Source organism: Hydrogenispora ethanolica (genome assembly GCF_004340685.1).
Lineage (GTDB): Bacteria > Bacillota > UBA4882 > UBA8346 > UBA8346 > Hydrogenispora > Hydrogenispora ethanolica.
Genome location: NZ_SLUN01000046.1, coordinates 1 through 17,313 on the forward strand (window position 1 = coordinate 1; position 17,313 = coordinate 17,313).

General features: G+C 52.6%; 11 protein-coding genes. 1 reads left to right on the plus strand and 10 read right to left on the minus strand.

The annotated features are described in order from the left end of the window. Nucleotides 1-120 precede the first annotated feature (120 nt). From EDC14_RS23655 to EDC14_RS23665, 3 genes are all read right to left on the minus strand, one after another. Nucleotides 121-1,428, minus strand: a complete 1,308-nt coding sequence (locus EDC14_RS23655) for an NCS2 family permease (protein WP_132017092.1) — start codon at nucleotides 1,426-1,428, stop codon at nucleotides 121-123. Between the two features lie 1,057 nt (nucleotides 1,429-2,485). Further along, complete coding sequence (hpt, locus tag EDC14_RS23660; RefSeq protein WP_132017094.1) at nucleotides 2,486-3,025, minus strand: hypoxanthine phosphoribosyltransferase; 540 nt, start codon at nucleotides 3,023-3,025, stop codon at nucleotides 2,486-2,488. Between the two features lie 370 nt (nucleotides 3,026-3,395). Further along, nucleotides 3,396-4,370, minus strand: a complete 975-nt coding sequence (locus tag EDC14_RS23665; protein WP_132017096.1) for a porin family protein — start codon at nucleotides 4,368-4,370, stop codon at nucleotides 3,396-3,398. Between the two features lie 195 nt (nucleotides 4,371-4,565). Here EDC14_RS23665 and EDC14_RS23670 point away from each other — a divergent pair, with 195 nt between their 5' ends. Beyond that, nucleotides 4,566-4,793, plus strand: a complete 228-nt coding sequence (locus EDC14_RS23670; RefSeq protein WP_132017098.1) for a hypothetical protein — start codon at nucleotides 4,566-4,568, stop codon at nucleotides 4,791-4,793. 196 nt (nucleotides 4,794-4,989) lie between these two features. Here EDC14_RS23670 and EDC14_RS23675 read toward each other — a convergent pair whose 3' ends face one another. From EDC14_RS23675 to EDC14_RS23705, 7 genes are all read right to left on the minus strand, one after another. Then, nucleotides 4,990-5,919, minus strand: a complete 930-nt coding sequence (locus EDC14_RS23675; RefSeq protein WP_132017101.1) for a porin — start codon at nucleotides 5,917-5,919, stop codon at nucleotides 4,990-4,992. A 1,750-nt stretch (nucleotides 5,920-7,669) separates the two neighbouring features. Then, a complete protein-coding gene (gene ilvN, locus EDC14_RS23680) occupies nucleotides 7,670-8,164 on the minus strand; it encodes an acetolactate synthase small subunit (RefSeq protein WP_132017103.1) in 495 nt (164 codons plus the stop codon). Then, nucleotides 8,164-9,840: a biosynthetic-type acetolactate synthase large subunit gene (gene ilvB / locus EDC14_RS23685; protein ID WP_243663097.1), complete on the minus strand. Its 1,677-nt coding sequence runs from the start codon at nucleotides 9,838-9,840 to the stop codon at nucleotides 8,164-8,166. Before ilvB ends, ilvN begins: the two co-directional genes overlap by 1 nt. 304 nt (nucleotides 9,841-10,144) lie before the next feature. Next, entirely contained in the window at nucleotides 10,145-11,803 is a 1,659-nt protein-coding gene (gene ilvD / locus EDC14_RS23690; protein WP_132017105.1) for a dihydroxy-acid dehydratase, read from the minus strand. Between the two features lie 769 nt (nucleotides 11,804-12,572). Continuing rightward, the gene (locus EDC14_RS23695) at nucleotides 12,573-13,622 is read right to left on the minus strand and encodes an HD domain-containing phosphohydrolase (RefSeq protein ID WP_132017107.1); all 1,050 of its coding nucleotides are present in this window, start codon (nucleotides 13,620-13,622) and stop codon (nucleotides 12,573-12,575) included. Between the two features lie 2,161 nt (nucleotides 13,623-15,783). Further along, a complete protein-coding gene (locus tag EDC14_RS23700; protein ID WP_132017109.1) occupies nucleotides 15,784-16,203 on the minus strand; it encodes a hypothetical protein in 420 nt (139 codons plus the stop codon). 171 nt (nucleotides 16,204-16,374) lie between these two features. Beyond that, nucleotides 16,375-16,995 carry a nitroreductase family protein gene (locus EDC14_RS23705; RefSeq protein WP_132017111.1) on the minus strand — a complete coding sequence of 207 codons (621 nt, stop codon included), beginning with the start codon at nucleotides 16,993-16,995 and terminating at the stop codon, nucleotides 16,375-16,377. Nucleotides 16,996-17,313 lie beyond the last annotated feature (318 nt).

The window sequence follows — 17,313 nt, forward strand, 5'->3', positions numbered from 1 at the left end:
GTAAAACCCGACTTAGAAGTTTCTAAATCGGGTTTTTGTGTTTAGCATTTTGTGGGCGTGCACTGAAAATTTAAACCTTTTTCAGCGGCCTCGCCTGTGGCGGGGTCGTTGCGGCCATCCTCATCCCCGGCTGGAGAGGATGAAGTCAATGACAAAAAAGATCGAGGCGATGTACATCAAGGGATGAACCCCCTTGGACTTGCCGGAAAAAACCTTGATCAGGACATAAGCGATGAATCCGTAGCCGATTCCCTTGGAAATGCTGTAGGTCAAGGGGATCATGATAATGGTCAGGGAGGCCGGGATGGAGACGGTCAGATCGTCCCATTGGATATTCTTCACCACCGCCAGCATCAGGAAACCCACCACGATCAGGGCCGGCGCCGTGGCGTATCCGGGAACGATCCCCACGATCGGCGCAAAGAAGATCGCCAGTAAAAACAGGATGCCGGTCACCACGGCGGTCAAGCCGGTCCGGCCGCCCTCGCCGACGCCGGCGGCGCTCTCGACATAGGTCGTCACCGAGCTGCAGCCGAATAACCCGCCGCAGACCGCGGCCAGCGAATCCACCAGCAGCACATTGCGGAGCCGGGGCATCTTGCCGTCCTTGCCGACCAGGCCGGCCTCCTCGCCGACCGCGACCACCGTGCCCATGGTATCGAAAAAGTCGCTGATCATCAGGGCGAAGATGGTGGTGATGAGGCCCACGTTCAACGCGGAACCGATGTCCAGCTGAAAGAAGGTGCTGAAATATTCCGGCTTGAGGCCCGCGACATACTCGGTCGGCCATTTGACGAGGCCGCAGATCATCGCCGTCACCGTCGAAACAATGATGCCGATGAGAATCGCCCCTTTGACCCTGCGGGCCATCAGCACCGCCGTCACCAGCAGCCCGAAAAGGGCGATCCCGTTGGCCGGATTAATCTTGCCGAAGGTCAAGAAAGTCACGGGGTCGGCCACCACCAGCCCGGCGTTTTTCAGGCCGATGAAGGCGATGAAGAGGCCGATCCCCACGCCGATGGCCCGTTTCAGGTCGACCGGAATGGCGTCCATCACCCATTCGCGGACCTTGGTCAGCACGAGTAACGTGATGACCACGCCCTCCACAAAGACGACGCCCATGGCGGTCTGCCAGGGAAGCTTCATCCCCAGGACCAAGCCGTAGGCGACCACCGCGTTCAAACCCATCCCCGAGGCCAGGGCCAGTGGGTAATTGGTGAAAAGGCCCATGCTGATCGACATGATCCCAGCGGCCACGCAGGTCGCCACGATCAAGGGATGCAGGTACTCTTTCCCCAGGGCATTGGCGAGGATGTCCGGGTTGACAAAGATAATGTAGGCCATGGTCATGAAGGTGACGATACCGGCGACGATCTCCCGGGAAACCGTGGTCTTATTCTGTTTCAATTGAAAAACGCGCTCCAACAAGATAACTCCCCCTTATTCTATCGATACTCGGATCTCGGCCTTCCCATAAATCAACCCAGCAACACCAATTCTCGCTGGGTTAAAAGAAAAACCACATCTCTTCTTGCCGGAAGAATGTTATGGACCTTTCCTCCGAAATGAAAATAAAGGCAAGAGATGGGAAATCCCGCAATGATCGTATCAAAATCCGCGATTGAAGTCAAGTGAGCCTTGGAGCAACTTCAGACCCGTCGCTTACAATCTGATATGATATTATGAAAGTTGTCCCTTTTCATGTTTTGTGATATGTTAAAGTAGAAATAAAAATTGGGGAGATTTGGAAGCAGTAGCCTTTCGGTCGGATGTGTCAGCTTACAACCCATGGTGTTGTAAGTTGACAGTCCGCCGAAAGGAGGTGGATGGGATGGTTCTAGGGGATTTAATCCTCAAAGTTTTGAAGGCTCTTACGGAGTTTCTGATTGCCGTGGCCGGTGTCTGCACCGCGTATCTCGGAGTCATGAAAGCTCTGGAGCCGGCAAAACGAAGAGCGGCCCGTATCCCGCGACGCCGCTCTTCCGTCACCCAAAGGAAAAGTCCTTAAATAAGGGCTTTTCCGGGAAGAGGCCTAACGCCTCTTCCTCTTTTATTAGTATTATATCAATTGCCCTGGAATTATACAAGTGCAATACTTCTTGAAACGTTGTGATATACTCTGACCGGAGGTCAGGGTAAATTGACATAAACTGTCGCCTATTTTGGGGTTTTTCCTTAGATCGAATTTCGTAGATTGAAGTCACCGCAAAAACTTACCTTTTTGGCTAGACATTGGCCTCATTTCCAGCGATTGACCCCTCCCCGCCGAATACCCCGTCAGAATTATCCGCGTCGGGGAGGGGGCCGGGGAGAGGTCGCTTTTGGGCTTACTTCATCCGTTCCATTGGACTTGACGATCGCTTTGGTTCCGGCTCCGCCGGGATAAGATTACTTTAAAATATTGCGCACAGATTGAAAGCAATTTCATTCGAAAGACGGCTTAAAACTTATTTTCTTTCAACGAAAAAACATTCATGAGTCAAATTTATTTCTGATATACCGCTTCCTTCAGCACTCCGATATAGGGCAGGTTCCGGTAATTCTCGGCGTAGTCCAGGCCGTAGCCCACCACGAATTTATCGGGAATCTCAAACCCGTTGTAATCCGGTTGAATCGCCACCTTGCGCCGGCTCGGCTTATCCAGCAGCGTGCAGACCTTTAAGGAATTCACCTGGCGCGACCGCAGATTTTCCAGCAAATATTTGAGGGTCAGGCCGGTGTCCACGATGTCCTCGACGATGATCGCGTCCCGCCCCTCCAGCGCCGCATCGAGATCCTTCAGGATCCGCACCGTGCCGCTGGACTTGGTGGAAGCGCCGTAGCTCGAAACCGCCATCAGATCGTACGATACCGGCAGGTCGATCACGCGCATCAGGTCGGCGATGAACGGCACCGCTCCCTTGAGAATCCCAATCAGTAACGGCTGTCTCCCCTGATAATCCCGGGTGATCTCTTTTCCCAGCTCCTGAATGCGGTTCGCGATCTCCGGCGCCGAAAAAAGGATCTCCTTGATGTCTTCATGCATAACCCCATACTCCTCCAATACATATTCCAAACTAAAAGAGAATTGCAATGGCTTCCGGAAACCCCCGCGCTTCTCCGATGCCAAAAGCATATAAAAAATCATACCCGATTGCGATAAAGCTGTCAATCGGAGGGCGAAAAAGAGATCGGAATCCATCCCGGGACCACTCCGAATCGCGGATTCCACCGATTCAAGGATTTCAGGGAGAAACCATTCGTCTCTTTGGGGTTTCTATCCATGGAATCCATCCATCCGTCGAATCCGTGATTCCGCTCTTCTCTCCCGGTTCCCGCGCCCGGAGAGGCAAGCGGGAAATAAAAAACGGAGCCGCTCCAAAAGGAGCAGCTCCGCGTCTCGTACTGTGAAAATCCTAGAACAGAACTTGGAGTCTGAGCAAAGTCTCAATGCTGGTCGGGGATTTGTGATCACGGTCTAAGCGGATCCGGGTGTTGTCGTTCAGTTTGTAAGCAACCCGGTAGCCCCAAGGATTCATCTCTTTTGTCCAGTTACCCACATCATTGCTGTCATCCAGGTCATACTCGGCGCGGAATTCCCAAGGCGTTTCGACCGGATTATAAATCACGCCAACGATAGAGTTGGTGTTCTTCTCATCGGCAGTTGCCTTGTTCTCAACTTTGTGCTCGCCATAAGTTGCAAAAAGTTTCATACCGTCAATCGGTTTGTAGTAACCGGTTACAACATAAACCGTGCTCTTGTCAACCGTAGCAGAGAAGGTAGTTAATTCATCCCATTTCATGTCACCATACTGGAAGCCAAGACCCCAAACGTCTTGGTCATAATTAACACCGACCAAAAAAGCACCGTCACCGAGGGTCTGATCGAAATTGTTTACTTTCCCGGAGTTGGTGGAGTAGAAGAATTTACCGCTAAAGCCTTCCGCAAAAGGAGCAGAAACTTGGATACCGGTACGGGATTTGAAATCACCAGAGACAGCGTCGATAATATCTTTGTCGCCGCCCCAACCGATTCCGTAATAGCCGACTTTGACGGTAGCCGGGTCAAATTTCACAGTGGCCCAAGCTTGGTCATAGTAAAAGCCTTTACCATTTGGGGTATAATTGGTACCATCGAAATTATAAGAAGCTCTGTTGGTTGCATCATCAACCCGCAATTTGGCGAAAACTTGAACTTGATCACTAACATTGGCAGTGATGTGAATCCGGAAATCACTCTTGTTTGCCCCATCGTTACCAGCCGCGCTCGTACCTTCAAAATCATACATAAAGTTCGCTTCGCCGCCGACGGTAACGGAAGCGGCCATCGCGCTGAACGCGAAACCGAAAACGAGCATTGCGCTTAAAGCTAAAACCAATACCTTTTTCATTCTCAAACTTTCCTCCTTAAGTTTTCTAAAACTTGAAACCGAACGAAACCTCGTAGAATTCTCCGCATCCCCCCTTTACCTATTTCAAACCGGAGTTCATACGAGGGATCCAAGTTATCCTCATCGAACCTTCCGGAATGTTCCAGCAACAATTCTTCAGTACAATACGTTATATAGGATGTAACCCGATTTGCGGTGAAAGATTTTGTCGCAACCGTCTTCACTTTTGTCCCAGCCGTTCGGGAGAGGTTGCAAGATGTTGTTTCTAATCAGGGAAAGATAGCACTTGATTTTGTGTTAATTTTATATGAAAAAGGAATTCTTATCAAGTTAGCTTTTACCAGTATTGGATCCAAAAGTGATGGTTTGAAAAGCAGATCTTTTCCGCCGGTCATTGCCTGCATTGGCAGAAATGTGATATAAAATATATTACTGCTTCCAGATTAAAAAACCTTGTGGGAATTATTAAGCATTACCTAACATTATATTAATGCTAAAATGTTTTATATTCGTTTTGCCAAACCGGACAAATTAAAACATTGCATCACAAAAAAGCGGAGGCTATATAAGCTCCCGCTTTTTTTGTAAGTCTATTTTTCTAAATTCGGGTTACGGGTTATTAGAATTTGACTCTCGACCGAAGAATCGCTTCGGTCTTTTCGCCGTCGGCGACCTTATTCTGCAATTCGTACTCGAAGCTGAATTTGTTATTGAAGGTATAGATTAACTGGAGTGCCCAGGGATCCTTATCCCATTTGACACCGCTTTTTTCCCGGCCGCTGACGCAATATTCGTATGTAGCCTTTAAAGTAGATCCACCAATCTTATCCCAAGTCACCCCAAGAGCGGTTTCGGCCTTAAATGGTTTTACCGTTTCGCTATAGTCGGGATCTGAGTAGAACGCAAAAACTTTAATAGTTGGAGTCACTTGATACCAAGCGTCTAAAGCTAAGAGACTATCTACGGCACTCGCTTTACTTGCATTGGTTTCATAATAGTTAGCTTCTACCCCGTACAATTTTGTCTTATATCCCAACTTAAAATCATAAGCATCATCCAATAACACGAGGCTACTGGTTCCATCGATGACATAACCAAATCCCGAATATACCCCACTATCTCCTAATGGGATGTCCGCTGTGAACATAGTCGGGTTGCGTTCAACAAAAATATTATTATCACAAACTTTCAGTAGCACTCGGCTGGGATGAACTTTATAGTCGAAAGCGCCCCATTTAATAGTACCAAACGGTTGCTTAAAAGTGAAATAGTATTCATCGGCATAAAAGTTTTGGCTCGTATTCGACTTATCGGGTTTATCACCTGACTGAGCTCTAACTTGTACATATGCCTCAAGTGTTTCACTGGCTTTACCTGAAAATTGCAGCCGAAGGTCAGCATTATCGTATACACTGCTTTCGCCATCTTTATCGCTATTCTTAATCAATTCATACCGAAAATCTCCCTTGACGTCGATCGCCGCCATCGCCGCCGCGGCCATGGACAGCAATAAAGCCAAACACGCAAACAAAACCAATAATTTTTTCACTCTCTTGTCCTCCTCGTGTCGAATTGTTTTCCCCCGAAATGTCTTTCTAATCGTCCATCTGTTCCCCGCTCATTCCTCCCTTTGTTTTCTTCTTACACCAAATCCAATTCATTACAGTTAAAATTGTAAACTCTGGATGAACGGAGCGTAAACGGACAGTTTTTAACCGGGCAGCGACAAATTTTTTGTCCCGCAGGTCCCGTCCGAATTCAGGAGAGCTATCTGTCACTTTGAATAAAGGATTGAAGGGGACCTAACCCTCGCCCCAATGTCGTCAAGCTATCGTGGAAAAATTTAGCTGACGAAATTGAACGCCAACCGGGCGATAAATCACCCGGCTACAAGACGAAAGGACCTTGAAAGGCCCTAAAAAACGGGATAAAATATTTTGCTGAAAATTAGCCACGGAAGGGGCTGCGCGTACTGCCATCCCTGGCCGCTTGCCTTTAGCCGTCCTGGCTCGGACTTCCATCTTGTAGCCGGGGCATTCATGCCCCGGTTGGCCCGCGTATCGTCTACATCGTAGGCACCGTTGAAATCAAATTCCAAGATATGTAATCATCGCTTGACGACATTGACCCTCGCCCTTCCCCGGAGCAGCCGATTAAAGAAAGTGATGATTATCAAGTTAGCTCCGCTCACTCACGGAAGGGATTGAAGGATAAGTCATGCCGTCTATAGTCCTAACCCTCGGCCCTTCCCGAATCTGGAAGGGGAACCACCGGGCTCCGGGGCCCAAAAGCCTTTGGGCTGCGGAGAATGGTGGTTACTCTCCCCGATTCGGGCCAGAACCAGGATGGTTCAAACACGGCGGTCCATGGATGGATTACCGCCGGGGAGAGCCAAGAGAGAGGAGGAGGGCTAGACCGAATCCCTATCATGCTTACGTACTTTCTTGCGGATTTACCTTTATAATCATTAAGAAAGTTATTCAGGGGAAGGGTAACCTTGGGCTTCGAACTCGAAGAGCCGAAGCCTTCAACGCCTTATGACTTTTTTCAAGCAGCAACCGATGCTTTCTAAGTTAAAAGCTTTTAGAGATCAAAGGCTATGATTACCCTTCCCGTCGAATCGGGTAAAATTCAGAGCTGAAAGAGATCGTTTTATGAATAACGGAGCTGATGATTATCAAGTTAGCTCCGCTCACTCACGGAAAGGATTGAAGGATAAGTCGTGACGTCTATGGTCCTAACCCTCGGCCCTTCCCGAATCGGGCAGGGAAACCACCAGGCTCCGGGGTCTAAAAGCCTTTAGGCTGCGGAGAATGGTGGTTACTCTCCCCGATTCGGGGAGAGCCAAGAGAGAGGAAGAAGGCTAGATCGAATCCCTATCATGCTTACGTACTTTCTTGCGGATTTAACTTTATAATCATCAGCGAGCTGGTTTTGTGGATAAGCCCCCTACCCCAACAAAGTTGGGACAAACGAAAGTATTCGACGGGGAGAGGTGAATCGCCCAAAACTCGGGCCGATCTTTTAGGCCATTTTGCTGAAGCTTTCAAGAGGCCCAAGTTTCAAGCTCCGTCACCCCTCTCCGCTGAGTCCGCTTCTTTGAATCCCATCGTCGGAGAGGGCCGGGGGGTGAGGTCGTTTTTAGGCATCTCAAGCTTTTCCCGCATTTATCCGCTTTATGGCGGAGCTAACTTGATAATCATCAAACAAAAAAGCCATGACCTCCGGCCGCCTCTGGGAAGGCCGGTTGTCATAGCGCTATTTCGGATCAATCATAGATTAACGACTTGCGAGGTTTTTTACTTATCGGTTTTTTTGGGCGTCCGCTGGATGGCGATCTGGCCGGTGCGGACGATCTCCCGGATGCCGTAAGGTTTCAGCAAGGCGATGATCGCCTCGATCTTTTCGGCGCCGCCAGTGATCTCCACGATCACCGCCCGGCTGGAGACATCGACGATCTTCGCCCGGAAGATATCGACGATTTGCATGATCTCCGAACGGGTCTGGGAGCCGGCGTTGACCTTGATCAGGGCCAGCTCGCGCTCGACCGATTCCCGGGCCGGCAAGTCGTTCACCTTGACCACATCGATCAGTTTGTAGAGCTGTTTCTCGATCTGCTCCAGGACCTGTTCATCGTCGGCCTCGACCACGATCGTGATCCGGGCCAGGTCCGGCTCCTCGGAACGGCCCACCGCGATACTCTCGATATTATAGCCGCGCCGGCTGAAGAGCCCGGCCACCCGGACCAGGACCCCCGAACGGTGGACTACCAGCGTGGAGATGATATGGCGCATTATTCAGTCACCCCAATCATATGGTTTAACGCCCCGTTGCTGGGCACCATCGGCAGGACGTTCTCTTCCCGGTCCACCCGGCAATCGACGACGACCGGCCCGGCGGTCCGGAACGCCTCTTCCAGTGTGGCCCGGAGCTGGCCGGGCGCATCGATGAGGAAGCCTTTGGCTCCATAGGCTTCGGCGATCTTGACAAAGTCGGGGTTGGACTCCAGCACCGTCGCCGAGTAGCGCCGGTTTTGGAAGAACTCCTGCCACTGGCGGACCATCCCCAGGTAGAAGTTGTTCAGGATCACCACTTTGACCGGGATCTGGCTGGCTACCGCCGTGCCCAATTCCTGAATATTCATTTGAAAACTGCCGTCCCCGGCGATGTCGATCACCAGCCGGTCGGGGTTTCCGATCTGCGCTCCCAAAGCGGCGGGAAAGCCGAAGCCCATGGTGCCCAGGCCGCCCGAGGTGACGAAGGAGCGCGGCCGCGTGAACCGGTAAAACTGGGCGGTCCACATCTGGTGCTGCCCCACCTCGGTACAGATGATCGCCTCGCCGCCGGTCAGCTGGCTGATGGTCTCGATGACCTGCTGCGGCTTGAGCCCGGTCGGCTCATAGCGCAGCGGGTACTGCTCCTGCCAACCGCGGATCCGTTCCAGCCAAGGGCCGTGCCGCCGCGCCGTCAGGCGGGCCGTCAGCATCTCCAGGACCATCCGGCAATCGCCGACAATGGGGATGTCAACCGGGATATTCTTGCCGATCTCCGCCGGGTCGATATCGATATGGACCACCTTGGCGCGGGGCGCAAAGGCGTCGAGCCTCCCGGTCACCCGGTCGTCGAAGCGCGCGCCCACCGCGATTAACAGATCGGCTTCGGTCGCGGCGAAATTGGCGGCCGCCGTCCCGTGCATGCCGATCATTCCCAGGGCCAGCGGATGGGCACTGGGGAAAGCGGTCATCCCCATCAGGGTCGTGGTCACCGGCGTCTCGGTCAACTCGGCCAGCTTCAGCAGTTCAGCCTGGGCGCCGGAGATCACCGCGCCGCCGCCCACGTACAATAACGGCCGCTCGGCCGCAGCCAGGGCCTCGGCGGCCTCTTTGACCTGGCGGGCGTTGCCGACATAGTTGGGCTTGTAGCCGGGCAAGTCGATCGTCTCCGGAAACTCCGGTTTGGCCTTGGTCGTGGTCACATCCTTGGCCAAGTCAATCAGCACCGGCCCCGGCCGGCCGGTGGACGCGATATGAAAAGCCTCCTTGATCACCCGGGGCAACTCCTTGACATCGCGCACCAGATAGTTATGTTTGGTAATCGGCAAGGTAATCCCGGTAATATCCGATTCCTGGAACGAATCCCGCCCCAGCAGGAAAGTAGCCACCTGCCCGGTGATGGCCACCAGGGGCACCGAATCCATGTAGGCGTTGGCGATTCCGGTGACCAGATTGGTGGCGCCAGGCCCGGAAGTGGCCAGGCAGACGCCGATCTTGCCGGTACTGCGGGCATAGCCGTCGGCCGCGTGGACCGCCCCCTGCTCATGCCGGACCAAGATATTCCGGATACCCGGATAATCATACAGCGCATCATAGATCGGAATGACCGCCCCGCCCGGATAACCGAAGATGACCTCGACCCCTTCCCGTTGCAAACATTGGAGTAAGATCTCCGCTCCCGTATTCTTCACGCGCATCCCTCAATTTCCTCAAAGATCGATATGGCATTTTGCGAAAGCGTTGCCGGGTTCGAAGCGAAAAGCGCGAACAAGGCCGTTTAGGCTTCATCAAAATGCTAGAATTGTTCTTAATATAATGCATGACATATCAATTGTCAAGTATGGTCTTGATTCTAGAAAATGCCGTCAATACTGGATTAACCAAATTTAGATCGTGCAAATCCAGGATTGACGTGGCTTTCAAAATTATGAAATAAATGATAATGGCCGCCGGACGATTCCGGCGGCCCATATTCGTAATCTCAGGAATCCTGAGGTGCTGTTACTTCAGCACCGCGCCGGTATTGGCCGAGGTGACCAGCCGGCTATAACGTCCCAGATACCCGGTTTTAATCTTCGGTTCGGGCGCGGTCCACGCGGCGCGCCGCGCGGCGAATTCCGCCTCGCTGATCAGCAGATCAATCCGTTTCCCCGGGATATCGATACGGATCCGGTCTCCCTCCCGGACCAGGGCGATGGGGCCGCCTTCCATGGCCTCCGGCGAAATATGGCCGATGGAGGCGCCCCGCGAAGCCCCGGAGAAACGGCCGTCGGTGAGCAAGGCCACCTCTTTGTCCAGTCCCATTCCGGCAATGGCCGACGTCGGGCTGAGCATCTCCCGCATCCCGGGACCACCCTTCGGCCCCTCGTAGCGGATTACCACAATATCCCCGGCCTGGATCTTCCGGCCCAGGATCGCCGCGAAGGCTTCCTCCTCGCCGTCGAAGACGCGGGCCGGCCCCTCATGGCAGAGCATCTCCGGAGCCACCGCCGCCTGTTTGACGACTGCCCCGTCCGGGGCCAGATTGCCCCGGAGCACCGCCAAACCGCCCTCGGCGTGGTAAGGATTCTCCAGGCCGTGGATGACCTCGGGCCGCTTGACCGTCGCCGCGGCGATATTCTCGCCCACCGTCCGGCCGGTTACCGTCATCAAGTCGGTATGGATCAGCTTCTTCTCGCGCAATACCGCCATCACCGCCGGGATCCCGCCCGCCTCGTCCAGGTCCTGAATATGGTGGATGCCGCCGGGACGGAGATAGGAGAGGTGCGGCGTTTTGCGGCCGATTTCGTTCACCCAGTTCAAGTCGAGGGTGATCCCAAGCTCATGGGCGATGGCCGGCAAATGCAGCACCGTATTGGTGGAACCGCCGATGGCCATGTCCACGGCGAAGGCATTGGCGAAGGCCGCTTCGGTCATGATCCGGCTCGGCCGCAAATCTTCCCGGACCAGATCCATGACTCGCATGCCCGCCTGTTTGGCCAGGCGAATCCGGCGCGCGTCCACCGCCGGAATGGTGCCGTTGCCCGGCAACCCCATTCCCAGGACTTCGGTCATACAGTTCATGGTGTTGGCGGTGAACATTCCGGAACAGGAACCGCAGCCGGGGCAGGCGGTCTCCTCCAGCTCGCGCAGGTCGGCCTCGCTGATCCGGCCCGCCGATACCGCGCCCACTCCTTCAAAAACTGAATTCAGATCGGCCCGCTCGCCCCGGAACTGCCCGGCCAGCATCGGCCCGCCGCTCACCACGATCGCCGGCAGATCGAGCCGGCCGGCGGCCATCAACATCCCCGGCACGATCTTGTCGCAATTGGGGACCAGCACCAGGCCGTCGAAAGCATGGCCCAGGATCATGCTCTCGATGGAATCCGCGATCAATTCCCGGCTGGCCAGCGAATATTTCATTCCCTGATGGCCCATGGCGATGCCGTCGCAGACGCCGATCACGCCGAACTCGATCGGCGTCCCGCCGGCCATCCGCACCCCGGCTTTGACCGCCGCCACGATCTTGTCCAGGTGAATATGGCCGGGTATGATCTCATTGGCCGAATTGGCGATGGCGATGAGCGGCCGCGCCAGCTCCTCGTCGGTATAACCCATGGCTTTAAAAAGCGCCCGGTGCGGAGCGCGTTCGTATCCTTCCAGAACAGCCTGACTTTTCATTCGAGGCACCTCCAAGCTTTTTTCTGAGTATTCGCCAACGAATGGGCCTTTCCTGCCGGCCCGGGCAAATTGTCGGACAATTCCATCATCCCTTGAAATAATGTGAAAGCCCGCCCCGATCCACGGCAGGATGCTTGTTATTTGGGCCCACGGTTCCGGCGGCGGGATTACTTTTGGACCGACGCTCCCGGCCATCCTTGGCCTCCGCGCCTTTAACCCGTCCAAAACTCAAAAGTCGATAGGAGCCTTTATCTTACGAAACAGTAACCGCCTTCAAGGATGAAGGCGGACGACGCATATTTTCGCGGATGAAAAACCTGCGGTCGTCAGCGGAAGCCTACTCTTGGTTGCCAGTCGAAATGCCAGGGATGGCGGCGGCATGCTAGAACCGGGATGAATGAGGAGGGCTTGGAACCTCGGTTCTCAGGGGCAGGACGCCCTAAAGATGAGGCCCCATGGATGGAAAAGGCCGAATCCAAGTGGGCGGATTCCAAAGGGTGTCCCACTACACCCTTTGGTCCTGGGGGGGTGGGGGCAGGAATAGTCCCCATCGGCTTTCAGTCGCTTAGTTCATTTGCTTATTTTTTACATGGAAGCCCAATCACTTATTTTTATATATGTCAAAATAATTTCTTGTCATGATGCTATACCCTATGATTGCGAGGGTTTACTGCTATACTGGTATATTGATCTGTGAGAGTTGAGTAAAAAAGGCAGCCGCCGGAGGAGTGGCGGCTGCTTTCATTGCACCCGGGCCGTTGGCGCCGGGTCAAGACAGGTCGTAAGCGCGAATCGCGTCGATATTCCGGAAAAATGCTTTGAAAACGGCGGGATCGAAAAAATGCTCCGATTCTTTGATAAGCGCCAACGATTTCTCGAATGAAAAGGCCGCCTTGTAAGGCCGGGGTGAACGCAGCGCGTCGAAGACGTCGGCAATCATGGTAATCCGTCCGGGCAAGGGAATATTCTCGCCCTTCAACCCCAGCGGATAGCCGTCGCCGCCCCATTTTTCGTGGTGCGACAAGGCGATCACCTGCGCCATTTGAATATATTTCGAGCTGGAGCCTTCCAGGATCATGGCGCCGTTCAGCGTATGTTTCTTCATGATCTCCCACTCCCCGGCGTTCAGCTTGCCCGGCTTGAGCAGAATGCTGTCGGGGATCCCGATCTTGCCGATGTCATGGAGCGGGGCCGCATAGGTGATGCAGTCCACTTCCTCCTCGGACATGCCAAGCGCCCGGGCGATCAACGCGGCGTAGCTGCCGATGCGGTGAATGTGCCCCCCGGTGCTTTCATCGCGGTATTCCGCGGCGCGCGCCAAACGGTAAATCGTATCCAGGTGGGCGGTCTTGATCTCCTGATACGAATTGCGCAGTTCCGCGGTCTTGCGGGCGATCTCGGTCTCCAGCGATTTTTGGTGGTTGACCATGGCATCGTGGTAGGATTTGGCCTTCAACAAGGAACGGACCCGTACTTGCAATTCCAGCCCGTCCACGGGCTTGCTCAAGAAATCGTCGGCCCCGGCCTCCAGCGCCTTGATCCGGGCCTGGGTGTCGGTGAGCGAAGTGACCATCAGAATCGGGATCATCTGCGTTTGCGATTGCCCTTTTAAACGTTGGACGACCTGAAAGCCATCCACGCCGGGCATCATGATGTCCAGCAACACCACATCCGGTTCGTCCCGCTCGGCGATGCGGATACACTCGCTGCCGTTGTCGGCTGAGAGTATCGACACCCCCATGGGGGTTAAGATCGTTTCAATCAGCCGTTGATTGACTTTATCGTCATCGACGACCAACACTTTGCCCATACGCTCCATCGGTATCACCTCGGGGAACTGTCAAATTCTTTAGCTGCTCTTTATCTCCGCATCTCGGCCCGATCGCGCAAAAATTCCCTGCTCCTGTCATGCCTTGCATGGTAATTTCTCCCCTATTTATTTCGGCCGTTTAGCCAAAAAAATTATGGTTAGTTCATCAAAATTTAATTTGGCACCTCCCGGCCGGATTGCCGGAGGGCGAGCCCAGGCGCGGCACCGCTCCCCAAAAACAAAAATGTAAAACCCGCTTCCTTGCCTCACGGCTTGAATGCGGGTTTCTCTCCATTTCTAACTATATAGGATGAAATAATTTCTGTACTAAGATTTGCATTCCTAAGGCCGAATGCAATGGAATTAAAACGGAATTTATTTCATCCTATTTCAGCGGTAATAAGTTGAATTAAATTCCTTAATTTATCCATCATGGAAGGTTTACGGGACATGATGCATAACAGATATTTAATTCAACTTATATAAATCAACTTTCGCAGAGAAAAAAGTAGTCGAAGTCGTGGATACAAAAGCATGAAAAGAAAAACAGAAAGATACCTTGACAAACAGCCTAAAAGCAGATCGGATATGGAATACAGAGGGAAGAATTTTGGGATGCTTGTTATTTTGGCCCACGGTTCCGGCGGCGGGTTACTTTTTTGGCGGCGCTCCCGACCATCCTTGGCCTCCGCGCCTTTAACCCTTCCTGGGTCTGAGGCAAAAAAGCAACCAAAAAACCGTTGGATTCGGCCTTATCCATCCGTGGGGCCTCATCTTTGCGACTTCCTGTCGCTGAGAACCTACGGCTTCCAAACCTCCCTCATTCATCCCGGTTCTTGAACGTCTTCGCCATCCCTGGCCATCTGTCTGGCAACCAGGTTATGGCTTCCGTTTCCGACCGCTGTTTTTCATCCTCTATGCAACGACATTATCGTAAATCACATGATTTGCGAAAAAACGGTAAAGCGTTCGTTATTTTCGCAAATCATCTATACTAGAGGAGTAATGTCGTTGCATTGGAAAAGAAGCGGCGCCGTCTCCCTCCATGGAGACGGGTGCTATTCGTTTTTTGGTTTTTCTTATCAAACTCAAATATCGATCGAACCTTTTTCTTTCGCAATAGCACCCGCCTTCAAGGATGAAGGCGGACGACGCATATTTTCGTGGATGAAAAACCTGCGGTCGTCAGCGGAAGCCTACTCTTGGTTGCCAGTCGGAATGCCAGGGATGGCGGCGGCATGCTAGAACCCCGGATGAATGAGGAGGTCTTGGAACCTCGGTTCTCAGGGGCAGGACGCCCTAAAAATGAGGCCCCATGGATGGAAAAGGCCGAATCCAAGTGGGCGGAATCCAAAGGGTGTCCCACTACACCCTTTGGTCCTGGGGTCAGGACATGGAAGTCCAAAAAATCGGCTTTGCCAGGAAGGCGATAAAAGCCGATGGTGTGGGGGCAGGAATAGTCCCCATCGACCCTCAATCGCTTACATTCATTTGTTTATTTTTTTACATGGAAGCCCAATCACTTATTTTTATATAGGTCAAGATAATTTCTTGTCATGATGCTATACCCTAGACTGCGAGGGTTTACTGGTATATTTGATCTGCGAAAGTTGAGTAACTAATTAAAGAAATTTATTTCAACCTATCCCGGCGAAGCCGGAACCAAAAAGAACGGGGAGCTCAATGTAGCGATGAAGTAGCCCAAAACCGACCTCTCCCCGGTCCCCTCCCCGACGCAGTAAATTCTGACGGCTAATTCGACGGGGAGGGGCCGATCGTTTGAAACGAGGGCCAATGTTTATGCAAAAAAGTAAGTCTTTATGTGAATTAAATCTATGGAAATTAGGCCAAAGATAAAACCCCAAAATAGGCAATAATTTGTGGCAATTCACCCCTCCCCGTCGAGTTTACCATCAGAAATAACTTCGCCGGGCCATGTCCAGGAAGGATAGAGTCCGGCGGTTCACGGATGAAATACCGCCGGGGAGGGGTCTGGGGAGAGGTCGGTTTTTAGACAACGTGACAATGATCAAACGCTGGATGGAATTTAGGTCTGATTCCAAAAACATTTCTGTATAACCTTGTTGCTCATGGGTTTGAAAGATCACTTTAAAATATTCTACGCAAAACGAACCCAATTTCGTTCGTTAGATGGCCTATCTAGCTCCGCTCACTCCGAAGAGTTTGAAAGACAAGTCAAGGCGTCTAATAGCGTCGTTAGGCGGATACGTGACTTGAGTTGAGGAGCGGAAAGAGAGCGTCTTGAAATCACGGATCGCTTTGGAGGCGGAGAGAGCTCGCTCAGTCGCTCAGCAAGCTCGTTTTGTGAATGAGCGAGCTGGTTTTGTGAATAAGAGAGCTCGCTCAGTCGCCCGGCAAGCTCGTTTTGTGGATGAGCAAGCTGGTTTTGTGAATAAGAGAGCTCGCTCAGTCGCTCGGCAAGCTCGTTTTGTGGATGAGCGAGCTGGTTTTGTGAATAAGAGAGCTTGCTCAGTCGCTCGGCAAGCTCGTTTTGTGGATGAGCAAGCTGGTTTTGTGAATAAGAGAGCTTGCTCAGTCGCTCAGCAAGCTCTTTTTGTGGATGAGCCATCTATTTTTGTGGATAAACGGTTCCGTTTAACGTGGTTAATAGTTTTGGCTGTGGATAACTCCGGAAAGCGCGGCGTAGAGCGGCCACGGTCGGCGGGTGAGCGGAGCGAGGTTGATCCTCAGTTGAAATAATTTCCTTCCGCCTACCCATACTCAGACTAAGCAGTGACGGTCAGACCTCGCGGACCATCTCCCGGTAACCCTTGCGGTGGCGGCGCGGATATAACGTCTTGGCATCGTCGAAATAGCCGAGCGCGATCAGCATCACCACTTCCTTGCCGCCGTCGATGGCAAATTCTTTTTTGACCCCTTCAAAATCCATCCCGCTCATGGCATGGGAATCGACCCCGTAATACTGGGCCGCATACAGGATGGAGGCTGCCAGCAGTGCCGCATTGCTCTCCGCGAACTTGATCTCCCGTTCCGGAGTGGCCCCGTACAAGGCGCGGGCAAATTGCTGGGTTCCGGCGAGTGCTTCCTTATCGCCGCCCAACATCGTTTCGAGCTCGTTCCATTCGGGGTTGCCCGGCTCGTATCCCTTGCGGTCGCCGATGACAATCAAGATGACCGGGGCCTCCAAAATCTTGGGCTGGTTGAAGGCCAGCGGGTACAGACGTTTCTTGGCCTCTTCCGATTTGACCGCGATCAGCTCCCACGGCTGGAGATTAAAAGCCGACGGCGCCAGTGATGCCAGATCGATGATCTGCTCCAATACTCCGGGAGCCAGCTCTTTCCGGGCTTGAAAAAAATTAACCGATCGTCTGGCTTCGAAGATCTCTTTTAAATCCGTCATTACGGTCCACTCCTTTTCCAATGAATAAGCCTTATCCTCATTAGGATCCACTTTCGTCGTTTTCTTATTCGGGCCGGAACGATGTCCGCCGTACATCCGTCTTCCTCCGCCATCCCTGCAAAGATATTCGGGGAAGGCCTTTCCCATGCCGGAACGGACACCCATATCCCTTAAAATTTGATCCGGTCTTTCATTTTCTTATATTTAATTTTAATACTGTTAATTAATTTTGTCAAATCTTTCTGCCGGAGATTCCTGTATCCGGGATTCCGAAAAAACTTTTCAGGACCATCAGTTAACCATAAAGGATATTTTGAA